This window comes from Rhodomicrobium sp., assembly GCF_047605405.1.
GTDB lineage: Bacteria > Pseudomonadota > Alphaproteobacteria > Rhizobiales > Rhodomicrobiaceae > Rhodomicrobium > Rhodomicrobium lacus.
In genome coordinates this window covers 60,630-80,754 of the sequence record NZ_JASGFR010000010.1, presented here as the reverse complement: position 1 = coordinate 80,754, position 20,125 = coordinate 60,630, and the positions used below count along the sequence as shown (strand labels likewise).

General features: G+C 62.3%; 15 protein-coding genes. 8 read left to right on the top strand and 7 right to left on the bottom strand.

Features of this window, described 5'->3' with window-relative positions; translation table 11 throughout:
• Positions 1-134 precede the first annotated feature (134 nt).
• From QM659_RS06125 to QM659_RS06115, 3 genes are all read left to right on the top strand, one after another.
• Positions 135-2,489, top strand: coding sequence for an ATP-dependent helicase (locus tag QM659_RS06125; protein ID WP_415187746.1), 2,355 nt, complete (start codon positions 135-137; stop codon positions 2,487-2,489).
• An 18-nt stretch (positions 2,490-2,507) separates the two neighbouring features.
• A complete protein-coding gene (locus tag QM659_RS06120; protein WP_415187745.1) occupies positions 2,508-3,233 on the top strand; it encodes a DUF4145 domain-containing protein in 726 nt (241 codons plus the stop codon).
• A 125-nt stretch (positions 3,234-3,358) separates the two neighbouring features.
• Positions 3,359-4,177: an enoyl-CoA hydratase gene (locus tag QM659_RS06115; protein WP_415187744.1), complete on the top strand. Its 819-nt coding sequence runs from the start codon at positions 3,359-3,361 to the stop codon at positions 4,175-4,177.
• A 620-nt stretch (positions 4,178-4,797) separates the two neighbouring features.
• Here QM659_RS06115 and acs read toward each other — a convergent pair.
• The 3 genes from acs to QM659_RS06100 all read right to left on the bottom strand — a co-directional run bounded on the left by acs (position 4,798) and on the right by QM659_RS06100 (position 9,883).
• The gene (gene acs / locus QM659_RS06110; protein ID WP_303484263.1) at positions 4,798-6,744 is read right to left on the bottom strand and encodes an acetate--CoA ligase; all 1,947 of its coding nucleotides are present in this window, start codon (positions 6,742-6,744) and stop codon (positions 4,798-4,800) included.
• A gap of 101 nt (positions 6,745-6,845) precedes the next feature.
• On the bottom strand, positions 6,846-9,167 hold the full coding sequence (locus QM659_RS06105) for an adenosylcobalamin-dependent ribonucleoside-diphosphate reductase (RefSeq protein ID WP_415187743.1): 2,322 nt from the start codon (positions 9,165-9,167) through the stop codon (positions 6,846-6,848).
• A gap of 209 nt (positions 9,168-9,376) precedes the next feature.
• Positions 9,377-9,883 carry an Hsp20/alpha crystallin family protein gene (locus tag QM659_RS06100; protein WP_415187742.1) on the bottom strand — a complete coding sequence of 169 codons (507 nt, stop codon included), beginning with the start codon at positions 9,881-9,883 and terminating at the stop codon, positions 9,377-9,379.
• A gap of 109 nt (positions 9,884-9,992) precedes the next feature.
• Here QM659_RS06100 and QM659_RS06095 point away from each other — a divergent pair, with 109 nt between their 5' ends.
• The 3 genes from QM659_RS06095 to QM659_RS06085 all read left to right on the top strand — a co-directional run bounded on the left by QM659_RS06095 (position 9,993) and on the right by QM659_RS06085 (position 12,378).
• Complete coding sequence (locus QM659_RS06095) at positions 9,993-10,919, top strand: alpha/beta fold hydrolase (protein ID WP_415187741.1); 927 nt, start codon at positions 9,993-9,995, stop codon at positions 10,917-10,919.
• An 18-nt stretch (positions 10,920-10,937) separates the two neighbouring features.
• Positions 10,938-11,696 carry a rhomboid family intramembrane serine protease gene (locus QM659_RS06090; RefSeq protein WP_415187740.1) on the top strand — a complete coding sequence of 253 codons (759 nt, stop codon included), beginning with the start codon at positions 10,938-10,940 and terminating at the stop codon, positions 11,694-11,696.
• A 133-nt stretch (positions 11,697-11,829) separates the two neighbouring features.
• Positions 11,830-12,378, top strand: a complete 549-nt coding sequence (locus QM659_RS06085) for a hypothetical protein (protein WP_303484253.1) — start codon at positions 11,830-11,832, stop codon at positions 12,376-12,378.
• Between the two features lie 56 nt (positions 12,379-12,434).
• On the opposite strand, the gene QM659_RS06080 is transcribed toward QM659_RS06085, so the two are convergent.
• The 4 genes from QM659_RS06080 to QM659_RS06065 all read right to left on the bottom strand — a co-directional run bounded on the left by QM659_RS06080 (position 12,435) and on the right by QM659_RS06065 (position 17,273).
• On the bottom strand, positions 12,435-13,307 hold the full coding sequence (locus QM659_RS06080; RefSeq protein WP_415187739.1) for a hypothetical protein: 873 nt from the start codon (positions 13,305-13,307) through the stop codon (positions 12,435-12,437).
• Positions 13,308-13,445: 138 nt separating this feature from the next.
• Entirely contained in the window at positions 13,446-14,621 is a 1,176-nt protein-coding gene (locus QM659_RS06075; RefSeq protein ID WP_415187738.1) for a vWA domain-containing protein, read from the bottom strand.
• Between the two features lie 98 nt (positions 14,622-14,719).
• Complete coding sequence (locus QM659_RS06070; RefSeq protein WP_415187737.1) at positions 14,720-16,189, bottom strand: hypothetical protein; 1,470 nt, start codon at positions 16,187-16,189, stop codon at positions 14,720-14,722.
• Between the two features lie 115 nt (positions 16,190-16,304).
• Positions 16,305-17,273, bottom strand: coding sequence for a GNAT family N-acetyltransferase (locus tag QM659_RS06065; protein WP_415187736.1), 969 nt, complete (start codon positions 17,271-17,273; stop codon positions 16,305-16,307).
• 358 nt (positions 17,274-17,631) lie between these two features.
• On the opposite strand from QM659_RS06065, the gene QM659_RS06060 reads away from it, so the two are divergent.
• Entirely contained in the window at positions 17,632-18,198 is a 567-nt protein-coding gene (locus QM659_RS06060) for a TIGR00645 family protein (RefSeq protein ID WP_303484248.1), read from the top strand.
• A gap of 309 nt (positions 18,199-18,507) precedes the next feature.
• On the top strand, positions 18,508-20,103 hold the full coding sequence (locus QM659_RS06055; protein ID WP_127076987.1) for a 2-isopropylmalate synthase: 1,596 nt from the start codon (positions 18,508-18,510) through the stop codon (positions 20,101-20,103).
• Positions 20,104-20,125: the final 22 nt, after the last annotated feature.

The window sequence follows — 20,125 nt, the reverse complement described above, 5'->3', positions numbered from 1 at the left end:
ATGCGGCTCGCGGCGGAAAGCTTGTCAGGAACCGGTGCGCCCTTTCCCCATTAGGCAAACTCCGCCGCCTCCCCCTTTGGTGAAAACTGTCGCCGCTTCGTGGCATGCCGGGCGCGGCGTGCTATATCTCGTTCATGCCAACGAGTCGTCTGAACATCGCCGCAGCCATCGCCGCATCGAATGCGCTAGCGCCCGAGCCCCCTTATATCAAAGGCCTGAATGCCGAGCAGCGCGAGGCCGTGGAACGGCTCGACGGGCCGGTGCTGGTGCTCGCGGGCGCGGGCACGGGCAAGACCCGCGTGCTCACGACGCGCATGGCGCATCTTTTGTGGACGCACCGCGCGCGGCCCAATGAAATTCTGGCCGTCACCTTCACCAACAAGGCGGCGCGCGAGATGAAGGAGCGCGTCGGCCAGCTCGTCGGCGGGACGGTCGAGGGCATGCCGTGGCTCGGCACGTTCCACTCCATCGGGATGCGCATCCTGCGCCGCCATGCCGAGCTTGTCGGCCTCTCGCAGAATTTCACGATCCTCGACGTCGACGATCAGATCCGGCTCTTGAAGCAGATCATTCAGGCGGAGCGGCTCGACGAAAAGCGCTGGCCCGCGCGGCAACTCGCGGGGCTCATCGACGGCTGGAAAAACAAGGGCCTCGTGCCGGAGAAGGTGCCCGCGGGCGATGCGTTTTCCTTCGCGAACGGGCGCGGCATCGAGCTTTACGCCGCCTATCAGAAGCGCCTCAAGGATCTGAACGCCGTCGACTTCGGCGATCTCCTGCTCGAAAACATCCGGCTGTTCCAGGAAAACCCGGATGTCCTGAAGCAATATCACCGCTGGTTCACCTACATCATGGTGGACGAGTATCAGGATACCAATGTCGCGCAATATTTGTGGCTTCGGCTTCTCGCGCAAGGCAATCACAACGTCTGCTGCGTCGGCGATGACGACCAGTCGATTTACGGCTGGCGCGGCGCGGAGGTGGACAACATCCTGCGCTTCGAGCAGGACTTTCCCGGCGCGCACGTCATCCGCCTCGAACAGAATTACCGCTCCACGCCGCACATCCTCGGCGCGGCCTCGAAGCTCATCGCGAACAATGCAGGCCGCCTCGGCAAGACGCTGCGCACCGGCATAGCGGGCGCGGACATGGGCGAAAAGCTCGCCGTGCGCGGCGTGTGGGACGACGACGAGGAAGCGCGGCTCGCCGCCGAGGACATCGACCGCTTTCGCCGCGCGGGCGTGGCGCTGAACGACATCGCGATCCTCGTTCGCGCGAGCTTCCAGATGCGCGCCTTCGAAGACCGCTTCGTGACGATGGGCATGCCGTATCGCGTCATCGGCGGCCCGCGCTTCTACGAGCGGCAGGAAATCAAGGATGCCATCGCCTATCTCGAAGTGCTGCAAAATCCGGCCGCTGATCTTCGTTTCGAGCGCATTGTCAACGTGCCGAAGCGCGGGCTCGGCGAGCAGGCCGTGCAGACCATCTTCGGCCATGCGCGCGCCGAGGGGCTGAGTCTGTTCCACGCCGCGCGGCAGATCACCGAAACCGAAGACCTGAAGCCCGCCGCGCGCCGGTCGCTTCGCGCGCTCACCGACAGCTTCGAGCGCTGGCGCGGCCTCATGGGCGCGATGCCGCACACGGAGCTTGCCGAACTCATCCTCGACGAGTCCGGCTACACCGAGATGTGGCAGAAGGACAAGTCCCCGCAGGCACAGACGCGGCTCGAAAACCTGAAAGAACTCATCCGTTTCATGGATCAGTTCGACAGTCTCGGCGCATTTCTGGAGCACGTTTCGCTCGTGATGGACGCCGATCAGGCCGCCGATGGCGACCGCGTCAGCCTCATGACGCTGCACGGCGCCAAGGGCCTCGAATTCGGCGTGGTTTTCCTGCCCGGCTGGGAGGAAGGGCTGTTCCCGCATCAGCGCGCGCTCGACGAGAACGGGCAGGAGGGGCTGGAGGAAGAACGCCGCCTCGCCTATGTCGGCATCACGCGCGCGAAGCGGCGGCTCATCATCAGCTTCGCGCAAAACCGGCGCGTGCATGGCTCGTGGCAATCGGCGCTGCCGTCGCGCTTTCTCGACGAACTTGCGGTCGAGCATGCCGAACTCAAGATTGAGAGCGGCGGCTACGGTTACGGGCGTTTCGGCGCGGCGAATGGCGGCTACGGCGCAAGCCGGTTCGATGAGCCGGACGTTTCACCGTTCGATTACGAGGAGCGCGGCACGCCGGGCTGGAAGCGCGCGCAGACGAACTGGCGGAGCGAGGGCGCGGCGAAGAACCGGCAGCGGCCCGTTCCGCGCGAGATCGAGGGCGAGCTTGTGGCGAAGAGCGTCGCCGAGGTGTGCGCGTTCTCGGTCGGCCAGCGCATCTTCCATCAGAAATTCGGCTATGGCCGCGTGACGGAGATCGAGGGCAACAAGCTCACGGTGGATTTCGAGAAGGCCGGACAGAAGAAGGTGGTCGCGAGTTTCGTGGAGGCGGTTTGATTTATTGATTGGGGATAGATGCAGGCGAACTATGTAGCACCTTCTTTGGGTAGAAAGTCATTCAACTGTCCCCATTGCGGCGCATTCTCGGATCAAAAATGGTTTGGCGCAATCCCCTATAAAACAAATCCGGAAAGGGACCATTTTATTTCGATCGCCACCTCGAAGTTGGGCATGCGGCTTGCAAATTCGAAAGAAGAAAATTCCTCATTCAATCTTATTGAGAATTTTTACATCAGTCAGTGTGCAAGTTGTGACGACTTAGGCTTCTGGCGCACCGATCAGCTGGTATATCCCAATCAGCGCTACGGGATCGCTCCGAATCCTGAAATGCCTCAAGATATCAAGGCGGATTTTGAAGAAGCTCGGAGCATCTTGAATGCTTCACCCAGAGGAGCGGCCGCTCTATTGCGTCTTTGCGTGCAGAAATTATGCAATCACAAGCTCGGAAAGCAACTCGGAATCAATGAAGCAATTGCCGAGTTGGTGAAGCATGATCTTCGCCCCGACATTCAAAAGGCGCTCGATGTTGTCCGCGTCATCGGAAACGAAGCCGTGCATCCGGGATTAATGAACATCAAGGACGATCGCGAGACAGCGGCTGTACTCTTCGAGCTTGTGAATATAATCGTGGAAGATCTCCTCTATCGCCCGAAGCAAATCGACGAATTATATGCAAAGTTGCCGTCCGCAAAGACGGAAGCCATCGCGGACCGAGATAGGAAATCGCTCAAAAAGGCGTAGGCACCGCGGGATCGGCGACCCTGCTTTCCATAGCCAGCGATCCGCTTGCCCCGTTCCGCTGACGTAGTCGTGTTTCCGCGCGGCGGCGTTTCGCTTTACTCTCCCGAAAAAGGGAGACGAAACGCATGACCGCGACACAGATACCGGACACGCCCGAGCCGCTGCTTCTCACCGAGCGGCGGGGCAAGATCTCGATCCTCACCATGAACCGGCCGAGGGCGCGCAATAGCCTGTCGCTCGGCCTCATCGCGGCGCTGCATGACGCCATCGCGGCGGAGGGTTCCGATCGCGAGGTGGCGGCAATCGTGCTCGCGGGCGCGCCGCCAGCGTTTTCAGCCGGCCACGATCTGAAGGAACTCACCGCCCACCGCGGGGATGCGGATCGGGGCCGCGCGTTTTTCGACCAGACGATGCGCGCGTGCGCGGCGCTGATGCAGGCCATCGTGGCCTGTCCGAAGCCGGTCATCGCGGCGGTGGGCGGGATCGCGACCGCCGCAGGCTGCCAGCTTGTCGCGAGCTGCGATCTGGCGGTTGCGGGCGACCACGCGCAATTCGCAACACCGGGTGTCAATATCGGTCTTTTCTGCTCCACGCCGATGGTCGCGCTGACGCGCAATGTTTCGCGCAAGGCGGCGATGGAAATGCTGCTGCTCGGCGACATGATCGACGCGGCGCGCGCCAAGGATCTCGGCCTCGTCAACTGGCTGGTGCCGGACGCGGAGGTTCTTCCGACGGCGCTCGCCGTGGCCCAGAAGATCGCCGCGAAGTCGCCGCTGACGCTGTCTATCGGCAAGAAGGCGTTCTACGCACAAGCCGAGATGCCGCTCGCGGCCGCGTATGATTACACGGCCCAAGTGATGGTGGAAAACATGCTCACGCGCGACGCTGAAGAGGGCATCGGTGCCTTTATCGAGAAGCGTGCACCGGAATGGACTGGCTCGTGAGGTTTACGGCGTCACGGTGTAAATCGGACGCCCTACCACGCCGTAGATTTATGGCGCCGCAGATTTATATTGGCGCTCACCTTGCCCACATCGATCGATGCCGACTTGACGCGGGCTGATCCACTGCGAAGCACGCGAGCATCTCGCTTTTGATCGAAGCAAAAGCTCGCTTCATCCTTTTGTTTTGTCGCGCGCCCGGAACCGCTGCACTTTTCCAGACGCGCTCTCGGCTCTTCGATGCACGCCGCGAGTGGCCGCGCTGGAGGTCAACTAAGCCAGTGCTCTGCCACACCCTCGCCGGATTCCTCCGCTGCAGAGAGGCGGACCGAGAGAAAGTCTTCAACGTCGCTGCTTTCCAGCGCGTTTCGTTCCATGACAGGGGTCAGGAGTGTGGGGCGAAAGCCCAGATTCGCTCTGACGTCTGCATTATCGAAGTTCCGCTCAGGCATGGCTCTTTCCAATGTCATCCACGGCCTGCCTATTAACCGGATTCGAGCGGAAATGCATGCGCTGGGTCGGCCACGAACGCTTCTCGCGGAACGCCGTGGCCCTGAAGTAACAGCTCCGCGCAAGGCTCAGCTGGAATGCGGGGGGCGAGCTTTTGCCGCCCCCGCCTTCAATCAGGCGACGGCCTTGTTCATGCGGTTCTCGATGAGATCGGACACGACGCCAGGTTCCGCGAGTGTCGAGGTGTCACCCAGGTTGGAGAAGTCGTCTTCCGCGATCTTGCGCAGGATACGGCGCATGATCTTGCCCGAGCGCGTTTTCGGCAAACCCGGCGCGAACTGGATAAGATCCGGCGTCGCGATCGGTCCGATTTCCTGCCGAACCCAATTGCGCAATTCGGTACGGACCGCCTCGGTCGGCTCGATGCCCTCCATCAGGGTGACGTAGACATAGATGCCCTGACCTTTGAGGCTGTGGGGATACCCCACGCAAGCCGCTTCCGCCACCTTGGGATGAGCCACAAGCGCCGACTCGACCTCCGCCGTACCCATGCGGTGCCCCGCCACGTTGATCACGTCGTCGACGCGGCCAGTGATCCAGTAATAGCCGTCTTCGTCGCGACGGCAGCCGTCGCCGGTAAAGTAGGTGCCGGGATAGGACGAGAAATAGGTCTGCACGAAACGCGTGTGGTCCTTGTAGACGGTGCGCATCTGACCGGGCCACGAATCGGTGATGACCAGGTTGCCCTCGCCGGCGCCTTCGATGTTCTGGCCGTCAGGCGTCACGAGCGCGGGTTTCACGCCGAAGAACGGCAGCGTGGCCGAGCCGGGCTTGAGGGCGATGGCGCCGGGGAGCGCGCTGATGAGAATGCCGCCGGTTTCCGTCTGCCACCAGGTGTCGACGATGGGGCAGCGCTGCTCACCGACGACGTGATAATACCATTCCCAGGCTTCGGGATTGATCGGCTCACCGACGCTCCCCAGCAGTCTTAACGACTTGCGGCTCGTCTTCTTGACGAGTTCGTCGCCGGCGCCCATCAGCGCGCGAATGGCTGTCGGCGCTGTGTAGAACGTGTTCACCTGATGCTTGTCGATGACGTCCCAGAAGCGGGACGCGGTGGGATAATTCGGTACGCCCTCGAACATGACCGTCGTCGCGCCGTTCGCGAGCGGACCGTAGAGAATGTAGCTGTGGCCGGTGACCCATCCCACATCCGCCGTGCACCAGTAGATATCGCCATCCTTGTAATCGAAGATGTACTGATGAGTCAGCGAAGCATAGACGAGATAGCCGCCGGACGTGTGAAGCACACCTTTCGGCTGCCCCGTCGAGCCGGACGTATAGAGAATGAACAACGGGTCTTCCGCGTTGATCTCTTCCGGTGGGCAGTCGGCAGATACGGATTCCATTTCTTCCGCGAGCCAGAAATCGCGGCCTGCGGTCCAGCCGACAGGAGAATTGGTGCGTTTCACCACGAGCACGCGTTCCACGCTCGGGCATTTTTCCAGTGCCTTGTCCGCGTTTGCCTTGAGCGGAACCTTGCGGCCGCCGCGCACGCCCTCGTCCGCCGTGATGACGACGCTCGAATCGCAGTCGACGATGCGGCTCGCAAGACTGTCCGGCGAGAACCCGCCGAAAACGACTGAATGGATCGCGCCGATGCGCGCGCAGGCAAGCATCGCGTAAGCCGCCTCGGGGATCATCGGGAGGTAGATCGTGACGCGGTCGCCCTTCTTTACGCCGTGCTTTTTCAGCACGTTGGCGAAGCGGCTGACGCGGTCGTGAAGCTCGCGGTAGGTGATCTTGAGATCCAGGTTCGGCTCGTCGCCTTCCCATATGATGGCGACCTGATCGCCGCGCGTTTCAAGATGGCGATCAATGCAGTTTGCCGCGACGTTCAGCGATCCATCTTCGAACCATTTGATCGAAACGTTATGCGGGTCGTAGGACGTGTTCTTGACCTTCGTGAAGGGCTTGATCCAGTCGATGCGGGCGGCCTGTTCACCCCAGAAGCCTTCGGGATCGCTTACGCTCTGCTCGTAGAGCGCGCGATACTTGTTTTCATCAATATAGGCCGAGCTGCTCCAGGCCTCGGAGACCGGATAAATTTTGCCCGTCATGACGTCCTCCACGATGCGCTTTTTCAGCGCTATTTATGTTTGATTGGCTATCCCAGAGCAAGTTGCGCAAAGGTCGAACACCCGGCGGGCAGAGGCCTGTTTCAATTGCATGTGGAGAACCCGCAGACACGGCAGGTGCGGCATCCTTCCTGCGAGATCATCCCCGGCGCCCCGCATTTCGGACAGAGATTCGTCAGAGGGAGCCGCGCGCCATTCTGGACGTCGTCTTGCGGCCCGATGGGGACTTTGAGTCGGTCAGGCTCGGACGCCACGCCATGAAAGCCGATATGGATGAAATGCCGCTCGACGATATCGCCGATGGCGGCAAGGAGGCTCGGGACGTAGCGCCCGTCCATCCACGCGCCGCCTCGCGGATCGAAAACCGCCTTGAGCTCCTCAACCACGAACCCCACGTCGCCGCCGCGGCGGAAAATGGCGCTGATCATGCGCGTGAGGGCGACCGTCCAGGCGTAGTGCTCAAGGTTTTTGGAGTTGATGAAGATCTCGAAGGGGCGGCGCTCGCCGTCCTCGATGCTGTCGTTGATGGTGACGTATATCGCGTGGTCCGAGCCGGGCCATTTCAGTTTGTAGGTGAAGCCCGAAAGCACGGGTTCGCGCGGACGAGGCAACGGTTCGACGGCGTGGACCTCGCACGGCGGGGCAGCAGCGAGCGGAAGCGCCGGCTGAGCTGGCGGCACCGCAGTCGCCGCGGGCGCGGAAGCGAGAACCTCCCCCGTCACCGCGTTGGGGCGGTATGCGGTGCACCCCTTGAGGCCCAGGCGCCAGGCATCGGCATACAGCATCTCGAAGTCCTCAAACGGGATGGACGCCGGACAGTTGACTGTCTTGGATATCGAAGCATCGACATGACGCTGAAGCGCGGCCTGCATTTCGATATGTTGAGCGGGCGTCAATTCCCGCGCCGCGACGAAGGCGGGCGGCAGCGGCGCGCTGCCTCGCATTTCGCGGAAGACGCGCACCGCGTAATCTTCAACCGTTTCGTGGCGCGCGGAGCCATCGGGCTGAAGAACCCGGCGACTGAATTCGAAATCGAAGATGGGCTCCACGCCGCTCGACACATTGCCTGCGAGAAGCGAAATGGTCCCCGTCGGCGCGATCGAGGTGAGAACGCCGTTGCGGACGCCGTGTTGCCGGATGGCCTTTTGCAGTGACGGCGGAAGCGAGGCGGGGAAGGGCCGCGCCAGGAAGGCATCGGCGTCGAACAGCGAAAACGCGCCCTTCTCCTTCGCAAGCCCGACGCTCGCCTCGTACGCCAGTTGCGAAATGCGCGCCATCCATGACGCAGCGAGCGCTCGTCCGCTCTCCTCGCCATAATGCGCACCACAGAAAACCAGCGCATCCGCCAGCCCCGTAACGCCAAGGCCAATGCGCCGCTTCGCCTTCGCTTCGCGCTCCTGCGACGGCAGCGGATAACGCGAGACGTCGATGATGTTATCGAGAAGGCGCACCGCGACGGGCACGAGCCTTCCGAGGCGCGCCTCGTCGAGCCGGGCGCCGGTTTCAAAGGGCCTTTCGATGAGCGCGGCGAGATTGATCGAGCCGAGAAGGCACGCGCCGTAGGGGGGCAAGGGCTGTTCGCCGCAGGGATTTGTCGCCGAAATCGTTTCGCACCAGGCAAGGTTGTTCGCGGCGTTGACGCGGTCGATGAAGATCACGCCCGGTTCAGCGTAGTCGTAGGCGCTGCGCATGATCTTCAACCACAGGCCCCGGGCGCTGACCTCCCGAAACAGGGTGCCTCCGAACATGAGCGGCCAGCGCGCATCCGCCTTGACCGCCTCCATGAAAGCGTCTGTCACGAGCACCGAAAGATTGAAGTTTCTGAGACGCGCCGGGTCGGCCTTCGCTTCGATGAAGGCTTCGATATCGGGATGATCGCAGCGGAGCGTGCCCATCATGGCGCCGCGCCGCGATCCGGCGGACATGATCGTCCTGCACATCGCGTCCCACACATCCATGAAGCTGACCGGGCCGGACGCATCCGCGCCTACCCCTTTCACGGGCGCGCCTTTTGGCCGCAGCGTGGAAAAGTCGTGCCCGATGCCGCCGCCCTGCTGAAGCGTCAGCGCGGCCTCGCGAACATGGGTAAAGATCGAGCCCATGTCATCGCCGATCTCTCCCATAACGAAACAGTTGAACAAGGTGACTTCGCGGCCGGTGCCGGCGCCCGCGAGGATGCGTCCCGCCGGCATGAAGGCGAAATCCGTCATCGCATCGAGAAAGCGCTTCTCCCACTCCTTTCGTCTGGCTTCGGGTTCCGCAGCGGCGGCGGCCCTTGCCACGCGCGCGAAGGTTTCAGCAACGGATCGCTCGGGCTCCCCACCGGCGGGCGAAAAACGATACTTGGCTTCCCATATCTGGCGTGAAATCGGGATCGGCATCGAAGCGTCCAAACTCTGTGACATATACGCGTTATGATCCCTAAATGTTCCCTTTTTGTGCCAAAGTGTCAAGGGCGCCATGTGGATAAACTGCTAACGAAACTTCAAGTGGCGAAACAAACCGTGAAAGAGCGGCGGAGAGGCCGCCACCCGCCATCCGCCGCCATTCTGTCGGGTGTCCTTTCGATCCCGACATTTGATCGGCAAAAGATGCATATGTCGGGATCGGACCGCTAGGCAGACGCCGGACCGCTTTTGATTTCGATCTTCTTCTGCGGCTTTATGTGGTCGTCCTTCTTCGCCAGTGTGACCGTAAGCACACCCTTGTCGAAGGTCGCTTCGACCTTGTCTTCATCGACCGTGTCGGGCAGCCGGACAGTGCGCGTGAACGAGCCGAAGCTGCGCTCCTTCACATAGTAGTTCTCGTGCTCCTCCGACGTCTCGCTCTTCTTCTCCCCGCTGATACGAAGCTGACCGTCGTGCACCGTCAGTTGCAGGTCTTTCTCGTCGATGCCCGGCAGATCCGCTTTCACCACGAAGTCCTTGTCCGTCTCCTTCACATCGAAAGACGGCGTCAGCCCGTGACCTGCCGATGCGCGCTGCGGGAATCCCGCCAGTTGCGGCACTCCCGACAGAAAGTTTTCAAAAAGCCGGTCCATTTCGGACCGAAACGACTGAAACGGGTCTCCGTAGCGCGCGGGCGCGGCGCTGCGACCTTTGCTCGAACCTTCGTCAGCCATCGTTTTCTCCTTGTCATGATGTGCTAACATTCCGAGATATGTCCGCCATGGGGCGGGGCTTTTTTCTATATTTAAATCCGCTCGCGATGTTTCAACCGGAAGGCGCATCATGGCTTTTGCAACCAGCACCCGGCAGGCCGATAACGCCATTCCGGCGGATGAACCGCGAACGCTGACGCTTGCCGGGGGCCGCAAGCTCGCCTGGGCCGAATATGGGGACCAGTCGGGGGCTCCCGTCTTCGTGTTTCACGGCACGCCCGGTTCGCGGCTCATGTATCGCCTCGCAGACGCGCCCGCGCGAAGGCTCGGCCTTCGCCTCATATCGCCCGACCGCCCGGGCTTCGGTTTCTCCGACTTTCAGCCGAAGAGAAAGCTCGTCGACTGGCCGGGCGACGTCGCGGCTCTCGCGGATCATCTCGACATCGAGCGGTTCGCGGTCGCGGGTGTCTCCGGCGGCGGGCCGTATGCAGCCGCGAGCGCAGCGCTTCTGCCCCAGCGTGTGATCGCCACGGCGCTTGTCAGCCCTGTCGGCCCGCTCTGCCCGCCCGAAGGACCGCCGACCCTGCCGCGCGGCGAAGCGATCTTCTTCCGCTCGATGCCACACTATACACTTGCGATGACGGGCGTCTTTTCGCTGAGCCGCGCGCTGTTCAACGCCGCGCCCGACGCCATGTTTCGCGGGCTCATGCGCCGCGCGGGGCCAGCGGACGCCCCGATCCTGTCGCGGCCCGAGGTCAAGGCGAATGTTCTGGCGGGCGTTATCGAGGGCATCCGGCCCGGCATTCGCGGCGTCGTGCAGGAGTTCAGGCTCTTTTCCGAGCCCTGGAATATCCCGTTCGAGGCGATCAAGACGCCATTCCTGCTGTGGCAGGGGCTGGCGGACCGGAACGTGCCGGTTTCGGCGGCGTTGCACCTCGGCGCGCTTGTGCCGCAATGCAGGCCCGTGCGGGTTGTCGGCGCTGGCCACTACTGGATTTTCGATCACACGGAAGAGGTTCTCGGCGCGCTCAAAGACAGCATCACCGTTGCTTCGTAAGCGGGGAAGGGACGCCGGATGTTCCCGATCAAGGATTCGATCCGCATCCCCTTCGCGCCGGTGGCGACCTATGGCCTGATCCTCGCCAACGTGCTTGTCTTCTTATACCAGTCGAGCCTCAGTCAAGCCGAGGCGCACGCCTTCGCCATGGAATACGCGCTGATCCCGCGCCGGTATTTCGATCCGGCCTGGGCCGCCTATATGGGCCTCTCGGGCACGGATTACCTGCCTTTCATCTCCGGCACCTTCATGCATGGCGGATGGCTGCACCTCATCATCAACATGTGGTTGCTTTTCGTCTTCGGCTCATCGCTTGAAGGCCGCGTCGGGCGCTGGCAGTTCCTCTGTTTCTACCTCCTTTGCGGGGTCGCCGCGAGCTACGTACACGCCTGGTTCAACCAGCTTTCGGATGTGCCGACGCTTGGCGCGTCCGGGGCTATCGCGGGCGTGTTCGGCGGCTACGCCACCACATTTCCGCGCGCGCGCCTCACGATCCTGATCCTGATCTTCGTCTTCAGGGTGCCGGCCCTTTTCTTCTGGCTCGTGTGGTTCGGCATTCAGTTTGCTCAGGGATTCACCGACCTGTCGGAGCCGAACACGGGCGGTGGCATTGCGTGGTGGGCGCATATCGGGGGGTTCGTGGCGGGCTTGGCGCTGATTCCGCTTTGGCGGTTCGCCCCGGATCGAACCTATGACGAGTCCCAGCCGCGTTTTCAGCCTCCCGTTGCGACCGCATCGGACGGTGCGCCGCCCTGGAAACCTGGCCCTTGGGGGTAGCCCTTTGCCGGAGCGCGGCGCATGGACGCCTTGCGCGTCTGTCCCCGTTTTGCCACAGTGGCGAAGAAAATTGCGCGTCATGCGAGGTGCCGCACGACGCCATCCCGATAACCCTCAGAGAGATGCGGTTGAGATGACCGAAGAACACCCGATCGAACAAGGCGAGCCCATAGCAGAGACCGCCGAGGAGGCCGTTACTCCCTTCGACCCGTACGAATTCAACGGCGTGAAATATGCGCCCATCACCTTCGCCGAATTCGCCGCGCACACGAAATATTCGCTGTTCGGTGTGCCGCGCTACAAATGGTCCGGCAAGCAGGTCGTCATTCTGTCCACGTTCAGCAAGCGCAACCTCAGTTTTTCGCGCAGGGATTTCGGCCGCCAGGACGACCGCATGGGCGACTTCGCCTATCTGAAGCCGCCGACGGGTGGCGAGGCAGGACCGGCGATTGCGTTTGCGCCCGGTTTCGACGACGCGTCCTGGGCAAAGGCGGGCAAGGATTGGGACGCCTACGCGACCGCGAACGGGCTGACGGACGCGATCCCGCGCCTTTATTTCTACGGAACGGTCATTTTCGACCGGAAGGTTTTCCGCTCGCATTATGTGGCGCTCGACGGCATCCGCTTCGCGGGCGCCCACGCGGGCGAACCTCTGTCCGAAATCGCAGGCGTCGCAGCCTGAATATAGTAACAGGTAGGAGGTCAGCTATGCGGCTGGCTTCCCGCCCCAATTTTCGACTAGTTGATCATCGGGCCCCAGCGGATGTCGCTCTTGTCCACAGGGCGCAGTTCTTTCACGGAACCGTCCCGGTGGGCATCGATTGCGTAATATTTGCCGTCCTTTCGGGCGAGCATCTGGAAGTGTTTCTTCTCCATCTGCGGCTCGCCCACAATTTGGTAGCCTTTGTCCGTCGCGAGTTTCCGGGCATCGGGAGCGAAGAAAGCGACCTCTTCCTTGATGTCGCCATCGCGGTGGATATCGATGTTGTAGGTCTTGCCGTTCTTCGTAGCGGTAGCCGCGAAATGCTTCTTTTCCGCCACCGGATCGCTTGTCAGTGAGAACCCTTTCTCGGTGGCTATCCTTTTGGCGTCGGCAGCCGTGAAGGGTGTCTGTTCGACGATATTGCCGTCCCGGTGAATGTCGATCTCCCAGGTTTTGCCGTCCTTGGTTGCGGTTGCAACGTAGTGGCGCTTGTCAGGCGTCGGATCGGTCGTCAGCGTAAAGCCCTTTTCGGTAGCGATTTTCCGGGCATCGGCTGCGGTGTAGGCGCGTTCCTCGGCGCCGTTACGGCCGAGCAGCCAGTCGGCCCAGCTCTTGCCTTCTTCGAGCCGGTAGGTCTGACCGTTGGATGTGACGTTGGCGGCTTTGAGTTGGCCATCCGGCTTGATGTCGCCGTCGACGAGAACCTTGTCGCCCTCTTTTACAGCAGTCTGGCCTTTACCTTCCGGGCCGAGATCGACCAGCACCTTGCCGTCTGTGCCTTTGACCACAAGCCGCTGGCCGAGCACGTCGGTTACTGTGCCTTCGACTTTGGCCGGTTCGGCGTGCGCGAACGTGGACATCGCGACCATGGCCATGACCATGGCAGGCGCGCGGACGGGCATTGTCATCATTTACTCCTGTGCAATGCTGAAGAAACAGGCATGATCCGTGCTTGATAACGAAGCGACGTGCCGCTTGTTCCTTGGGACATTCACAGTAACGGCGGAGGGCGGAGCCACTTCACGGCGCACAGATTTGTCGTCGCGCTACCGCAGCAACTCCGCGATGGCGGCCTCGATGCCGTCGAGCGTGAGCGGATACATGCGGCCTTCCATGATCTGCCGCATCATCCGCAGCGAAGGCGTCTCGCTCCAATAGCGCTCGGGCGTAGGGTTGAGCCACACCGCATGCTTGAACGTGTCGAGCATGCGCTGCATCCACACCTGCCCCGCTTCCTCGTTCCAGTGCTCCACGGAGCCGCCCGCAAGCGCGATCTCGTAAGGGCTCATCGCCGCATCGCCGACGAAGATCACCTTGTAATCGGAGGGGTAGGTGTGGATCACGTCCCACGTGGGCACGCGCTCGGCATGGCGGCGCGCGTTGTTCTTCCACACGCCCTCATAGATGCAGTTGTGGAAGTAGAAATAGTCCATATGCTTGAATTCGGAGCGCGCGGCGGAGAATAGTTCCTCGGTCTCCTTGATGTGATAGTCCATCGAGCCGCCGACATCGAAGAACAGCAGCACCTTCACCGTGTTACGCCGCTCGGGCCGGAACGCGATGTCGAGATAACCCTTGTGCGCCGTGCCCTTGATCGTGCCGTCGAGGTCGAGTTCCTCGGCCGCCCCCGCCCGCGCGAAGCGGCGGAGCTTGCGCAGCGCGAGCTTGATGGTGCGCGTCCCGAGTTCCACCTCGCCATCGAGATCCTTGAAGTCGCGCTTGTCCCACACCTTCACCGCGCGGAAATTGCGGTTTCCGGCCTGACCGATGCGCACGCCCTCGGGATTGTAGCCATACGCGCCGAACGGCGACGTGCCGCCCGTGCCGATCCACTTGCTACCGCCTTCGTGGCGCTCTTTTTGTTCTTCGAGGCGCTTCTTCAGTTCCTCCATGATCTTGTCCCAGCCGCCGAGCGCCTCGACCTGCGCCTTCTCCTCGTCGGTCAGAAAGCGTTCGGTGAGCGCGCGCAGCCAGTCCTCGGGAATTTCCGCCTCGATACTCTCGCCGATGCTTTCCAGCCCCTTGAAGACCTGCCCGAACACGCGGTCGAACTTGTCGAGATGTCGCTCGTCCTTCACGAGCGAGGCGCGGGAGAGGTAATAAAAATGTTCGATCTTCTTGCCCGCGACGCCCGCATCCACGGCCGAAAGCAGCGTGAGATATTCCTTCACGCTCACCGGCAGACCTGCGTTCTTCAACTCGTAGAAAAAGTTCAGGAACATCGCATCGCCTCGGACAGCGGAAGCCTTCACGCTCGAAGGATTGTCACCATCCTAACATCGGCATGGGCATCGGGAAAAGGATGGCTCGCCGAGCCTTCTCAACCGAAGAGATGGTGACCCTTTTTCTTTGCGGGCTTTGCTTGCGGCGGCGCCTTCGCCATCGGATCGGCACCTGTATCGGCGGGGCTGGCCGGTTCCGCGCCGACCCCTTCGAGGCGGTCGAGCAGCGAACCGCTGCGGCTTTTTCCGCGAGGCGGCCCGACGTCCGCCGCCTTTCGCGTCGATGGCGCTTTCGCCCGCCCGCGAACGCCGCCCGCATAGGCCGTCGAGGGGAGAAGCAAGGCGCGCAGCGGCTCCGGCGCGGCGTCGTGCGCGTCGGCGGCGGATTGCGGCGAAGCCGGTTCACCCGCCGCCGGACGCACGGCAAGTTGCTTGTTCTTCTGCGGCGTGATCTTCGCCTGAACATGTTGCAGGCCGCGAATAAGAAGCGCGATGCCGATCACCACCCGCTGGCGGAGCCAGTCCGATGCGCCGCCGGACGTGTCGCGAAGCTGCTCCGCACGGCGCTCCAGTTCGAGCCGCGCAAGGAACTGCCGCCCCTTCTCGCTGACATGCGGCGCGCGGGCCAGAAGTTCGGCGTAGCGCGCGCGAAGCTCCTGCGCTTCAAGCACGAATTCGTAATGCCGTTTCAGCCCCTCGCCACCCTTGCGCGCGAGACCGCCCGCCCGCTCGAAGGCGCTCGCGAACTGTCCCGGCAGGTCGGTGCGCGCCCGGCGCAGTTCCTCAGCCGCCGCCGCGAAGCCTTTCTCGCCGACTGAGCGGGCAAAGCGCCGCGCCGTGGCCGCCGCGTCGACGGCGATGCTCCGCCCTTCGCGCCAGACCGTGGCAGCGGCGCGGAACAGCGACAACGGCACCGCCGCGATCTCGGACGGGCGCGGTATGCGGCCCTGCTCCCGTTCCGCAGCGATAACGCAGGAGACGCGAACCGCGAAGGCTTCGGCCTCCTGGCGCGCAAGCGACAGGCGCAGCGCGACCGGATCGAGATCGGCGAGCTTCGGGTTCCAGTCAGCGTCGGGATCGCGGAACAGAAGCGCATGCGCCTCGTCGCGAAAGGTTTCGAGCGCATGCTCGTCGGCGAGTTCCGGCCCGAGCAGGCGGATGTCTTCGATCAGGAATATCTCGGACGCCGCCCAGAAGTCGCGTCGGATTTGCAGAACCTCCGCGAGCGGCGCGAAATCCGGCACGTCGAATGCCGTCTGAATTTTCTTTTTCAGCGTACTGACACGGTCGAAATAGGCGCTGTTCGCCTCGATGCCGTTCAGAAGGCGGCGCACATCCTCACGGACATCGTCTTCGGTGTCGAAAGCGGCTGTTCGCGGCGAAGGCGGACGCCTGCGGAGCGCGGCAAGGATTTCAGCGCCTTCGTCCACCAGCGCAAGCGCGTCGTCGACCAGCGCCTTGCGGCGCGAACCGTCGTGGCTGCGAAAAAGGCGATAGAGAAGCCAAAGCGCGAAGCTCACGCCGAGCCAGAGGGCCAGAACAGCCCCGAGCGACGAAAATGCCTTCATGGCGTGCCCTTCTGTCCCCCCGCTTCCTCGCGTCGCGCACCATCACGCGAAGCACGCTTCGCATCTGAGCCACCTGCAGGCGACGCCGAAGATGTCGACCGTCGAGCGCGCGGGCTTAATGAACCGCGCGGCCCTTGCGTCCCTGCGCCGGCGTCTCGTCAGGCGCGCCGAAATGCGAGAAGTACCGCGAATCGATGGCTTCGAGCGGCAGCACGATCAGCACGTCCGTCGTGCCGAACTGCTTGTCCACCACCGCACCGTCGCCGATATAGCAGCCGAGACGAAGATACCCCTTGATGAGCGGCGGCATGCCCTTGAGCGCCTCCTTCGGGTTGATCTCCTCCTTCGGGATCATGTTCATATCGACCTTGATGTCGGGGTGCGCGGACACGAGCCATTCATCCGGGGCGCGCGAAAAATGATGCAGGAAGGAGAGCGCCAGGGCGTGTTCCTTCGGATCGGTGCCGGGAAAGCTCGCGCAGCCGATCATGACGTTGGCGCGCTGCTCGCGGATGTAGTTCCAGAGGCCCTGCCAGAGGAGTTCCACCGTGCGCTTGTTGCGGTACGGTTTCAGCACGCAGGAGCGGCCGAGTTCCATGAATGTGTGCGTTGCGCGCTTCCTCTCGATGAGGGGCGCGATATCGTATTCACCTTGCGTGTAGAAGCCCTGATTTTTCTCGGCGACGTCCTGAAGGAGCACGCGATAGGTGCCGACCACCTTCGACCGCTTCGGCCATGGCCGCTTCGCGGCGCGTTCCACCGCCTTGTCGACGACCAGCAGGTGATCGCAAATCGGATCGTATTGATCCTCGTCGCGCTTCTTGATGCGGGTCCGCGCATCCGCGATGGCTGCCATCTCCTTGTAGAAGACTTCGAAACGCAGCCGCTGCGCCTTCTTGATATCCGCCACCGAACGTGCGAGGCGCACTTCGAGATTTCCGATCTTGCCGTAAATCCGCTTCGGCTTCCTGAGCGGAAAGATCGGGAAACGCCGCCGACGCTTCGCCGCGAGCCGGAGGAATGACAGGGGCTTCGATCTGAACGAAGGCAGTCCGCCAGACCGGCCGTTGGAGGGTATGCGCATGAAACCTCTTTGTGTCAGTCACGGCATGAACTGCCGTTCCCCATCCCGTGGTGCGGACTTGAAGTTCCACCATCCGGCACGCAACCGCCTGGAAACTCCAAATTCCGAAACCACATCAGAAACGTAGGCTTTGCTGGTGCCGTCCGAAATCCGTAGCCGCTCGGAAGCCCGCCGCGACGTCCGGCGAACTCCGTAATCGGGAGACTAGCTTCTGGCACGAAATTCTGCCATCGCTAAAAAGGAATATTAAGGCATTGCCATGTCGCCGCAAGATGCACTGTGAAGCATCTGCTGGAGCGGCGTGTGAGTTTTCCCGCACCCGCGGTCCGGTTCCGGATCGCCACCCATCGGAGGATTAATGAAGCGCATCGAAAATGCTCTTGAATCAGGGATTTTTGCAAGCCGCTGGCTGCTCGCGCCGTTCTATCTGGGCCTCGTCATTTCGCTGGGTCTGCTGCTCATCACGTTCGTCCGCGAGTTCATCAAGTTTGCGCCCGAGGTGTTGGTCGGCGCCGAACCGGGCAAGGTGATCGTAACCGTGCTCTCGCTCGTCGACATCGTGATGGTTGCCAATCTCGTGCTCATCATCGTGTTCGCGGGCTACGAGATTTTCGTTTCCAAGATGCACATCGTCGACCATGAGGACCGGCCGGACTGGATGGGGCACATCACGTTTTCCGACCTCAAGATCAAACTGATGGGCACGATCGTCGCCATCTCCGGCATCGAGCTTCTCAAGACCTTCGTAAACATCAAGAATGTCAGCCAGGACGAGATCATCTGGCGGCTGGTGCTGCATCTCACGTTCGTCGTTTCGGGCGTTCTGTTCGCGATCATGGACCGCATGTCCGACAGTCATCACAAGATCGAAGAGTTGGAGGCGGAGAAATACCGGCCTCACAACGACAAGACGCCGGTGGCTTGAGCCGTTGCGGCGTATCGACGTTAGCCGTTCGACCACCTTGTCCGGAGCCTGAAGATGTGCGATAGGATGCCCATGGAAATCACAATGGCCATGTCTGACGCGCATTCTTCGGGCTTCGGGGCTTATGCCTCGGCCTGCGCCAGCGCACGCATGCGCCCCGCCACGAGCGGCCTCCTTCTCCTTATCTGCCCCTGAGCGCTGACGGTCCGGCGAACGGGCGAGCGCTTGGGGGTTAAAGCCCGGGCGCTCCATTAGAGGTCTTGCCCGGTTTGTGATATGCTCCACACATCCAGGTAAGGACTCCTTTAAATGACCGTTTCCAATTCCCCCGCTTCCGCAGACGCGTCCGTCGCCCGCTCCGAAAAAGACCGCATCCTGATCTTCGACACAACGCTGCGCGACGGCGAGCAGTGTCCCGGCGCGACAATGAACTTCGAAGAGAAGATGCAGGTCGCCGAAATCCTCGACGAAATGGGCGTCGACATCATCGAGGCGGGCTTTCCCGCCGCGTCGGTGGGCGACTTCGAATCCGTGGCCGAGATCGCGAAGCGCTCGAAAAACGCGGTGATCGCCGGATTGGCGCGCGCCAATCCAAAGGACATCGACCGCGCGGGCGAGGCCGTTCGCCACGCGAAGCGCGGCCGCATTCACACCTTCATCGGCACCTCGCCGCTGCACCGGCAATACCAGTTGCAGATGAGCGCCGAGCAGGTGTTCGATGCGGTCGTATCGTCCGTTACCCGCGCGCGCAACCTGGTCGACGATGTCGAATGGTCGGCGATGGACGCGACTCGCACCGAACCCGACTATCTGTGCCGCGTGGTGGAAGCCGCCATCAAGGCGGGCGCGACCACCATCAACATCCCCGACACGGTCGGCTATACGGTGCCTGACGAGTTCGTCGACATCATCACGATGCTGAAGGAGCGCGTTCCGGGCGCGGACGACGTGATATTCTCCACGCATTGCCATAATGATCTGGGCCTGGCCGTCGCGAACAGCCTGGCGGGCGTGAAGGCAGGGGCGCGGCAAATCGAATGCACGATCAACGGCCTCGGCGAGCGCGCCGGCAACGCGGCGCTGGAAGAAGTCGTGATGGCGATCAGGACGCGCAACGACGTCATGCCCTACTGGACCAACATCGACACCACGATGATCGCGCGCGCCTCGCGCCTCGTCTCGGCCGTCACCGCGTTCCCGGTGCAGTATAACAAGGCCATCGTGGGCAAGAACGCATTCGCCCATGAGTCCGGCATCCATCAGGACGGCGTGCTGAAAAACGCCTCGACCTACGAAATCATGACGCCGGAAAGCGTCGGCGTGCGCGCAAGCTCGCTCGTCATGGGCAAGCATTCGGGGCGCCATGCCTTCCGCGAGAAGCTGCGCGATCTGGGCTACGAGTTGGGCGACAACGCCTTCGAGGATGCCTTCGTGCGCTTCAAGGCGCTGGCCGACCGCAAGAAGCATGTCTACGATGAGGACATCGAAGCGCTGGTCGATCAGGAAATCGCGCAGGCGAACGACCGCGTGAAGGTTGTGGCCCTGACAGTCATCGCCGGCACGAGCGGCCCGCAGAAGGCGACGATCACGCTCGAAGTCAATGGCAAGCAGGAAACGGCGGAAGCGACGGGCGACGGGCCGGTCGACGCCACATTCAATGCGATCAAGACCATCGTCCCCCATGACGCGCGGCTGCCGCTGTATCAGGTGCATGCGGTGACCGAGGGCACCGACGCGCAGGCCGAGGTGAGCGTTCGGCTGGAGGAAAGCGGCAAGACCGTCACCGGGCGCGGCTCCGATACCGATACGATGGTCGCCTCGGCGCGCGCCTATGTCTCGGCGCTGAACAAGCTCGCCATCAAGCGCGACCGCGTGCATGCGCAGTCCGGCGGCACGGCGGCCTAGATCGGGCATCGATTTGACGCAG

Bases quoted from the DNA above. Each gene is read 5' to 3' on its own strand.
- QM659_RS06125 (WP_415187746.1), top strand. From the start codon at position 135: ATGCCAACGAGTCGTCTGAACATCGCCGCAGCCATCGCCGCATCGAAT.
- QM659_RS06120 (WP_415187745.1), top strand. From the start codon at position 2,508: ATGCAGGCGAACTATGTAGCACCTTCTTTGGGTAGAAAGTCATTCAAC.
- QM659_RS06115 (WP_415187744.1), top strand. From the start codon at position 3,359: ATGACCGCGACACAGATACCGGACACGCCCGAGCCGCTGCTTCTCACC.
- acs (WP_303484263.1), bottom strand. From the start codon at position 6,744: ATGACGGGCAAAATTTATCCGGTCTCCGAGGCCTGGAGCAGCTCGGCC.
- QM659_RS06105 (WP_415187743.1), bottom strand. From the start codon at position 9,167: ATGTCACAGAGTTTGGACGCTTCGATGCCGATCCCGATTTCACGCCAG.
- QM659_RS06100 (WP_415187742.1), bottom strand. From the start codon at position 9,883: ATGGCTGACGAAGGTTCGAGCAAAGGTCGCAGCGCCGCGCCCGCGCGC.
- QM659_RS06095 (WP_415187741.1), top strand. From the start codon at position 9,993: ATGGCTTTTGCAACCAGCACCCGGCAGGCCGATAACGCCATTCCGGCG.
- QM659_RS06090 (WP_415187740.1), top strand. From the start codon at position 10,938: ATGTTCCCGATCAAGGATTCGATCCGCATCCCCTTCGCGCCGGTGGCG.
- QM659_RS06085 (WP_303484253.1), top strand. From the start codon at position 11,830: ATGACCGAAGAACACCCGATCGAACAAGGCGAGCCCATAGCAGAGACC.
- QM659_RS06080 (WP_415187739.1), bottom strand. From the start codon at position 13,307: ATGACAATGCCCGTCCGCGCGCCTGCCATGGTCATGGCCATGGTCGCG.
- QM659_RS06075 (WP_415187738.1), bottom strand. From the start codon at position 14,621: ATGTTCCTGAACTTTTTCTACGAGTTGAAGAACGCAGGTCTGCCGGTG.
- QM659_RS06070 (WP_415187737.1), bottom strand. From the start codon at position 16,189: ATGAAGGCATTTTCGTCGCTCGGGGCTGTTCTGGCCCTCTGGCTCGGC.
- QM659_RS06065 (WP_415187736.1), bottom strand. From the start codon at position 17,273: ATGCGCATACCCTCCAACGGCCGGTCTGGCGGACTGCCTTCGTTCAGA.
- QM659_RS06060 (WP_303484248.1), top strand. From the start codon at position 17,632: ATGAAGCGCATCGAAAATGCTCTTGAATCAGGGATTTTTGCAAGCCGC.
- QM659_RS06055 (WP_127076987.1), top strand. From the start codon at position 18,508: ATGACCGTTTCCAATTCCCCCGCTTCCGCAGACGCGTCCGTCGCCCGC.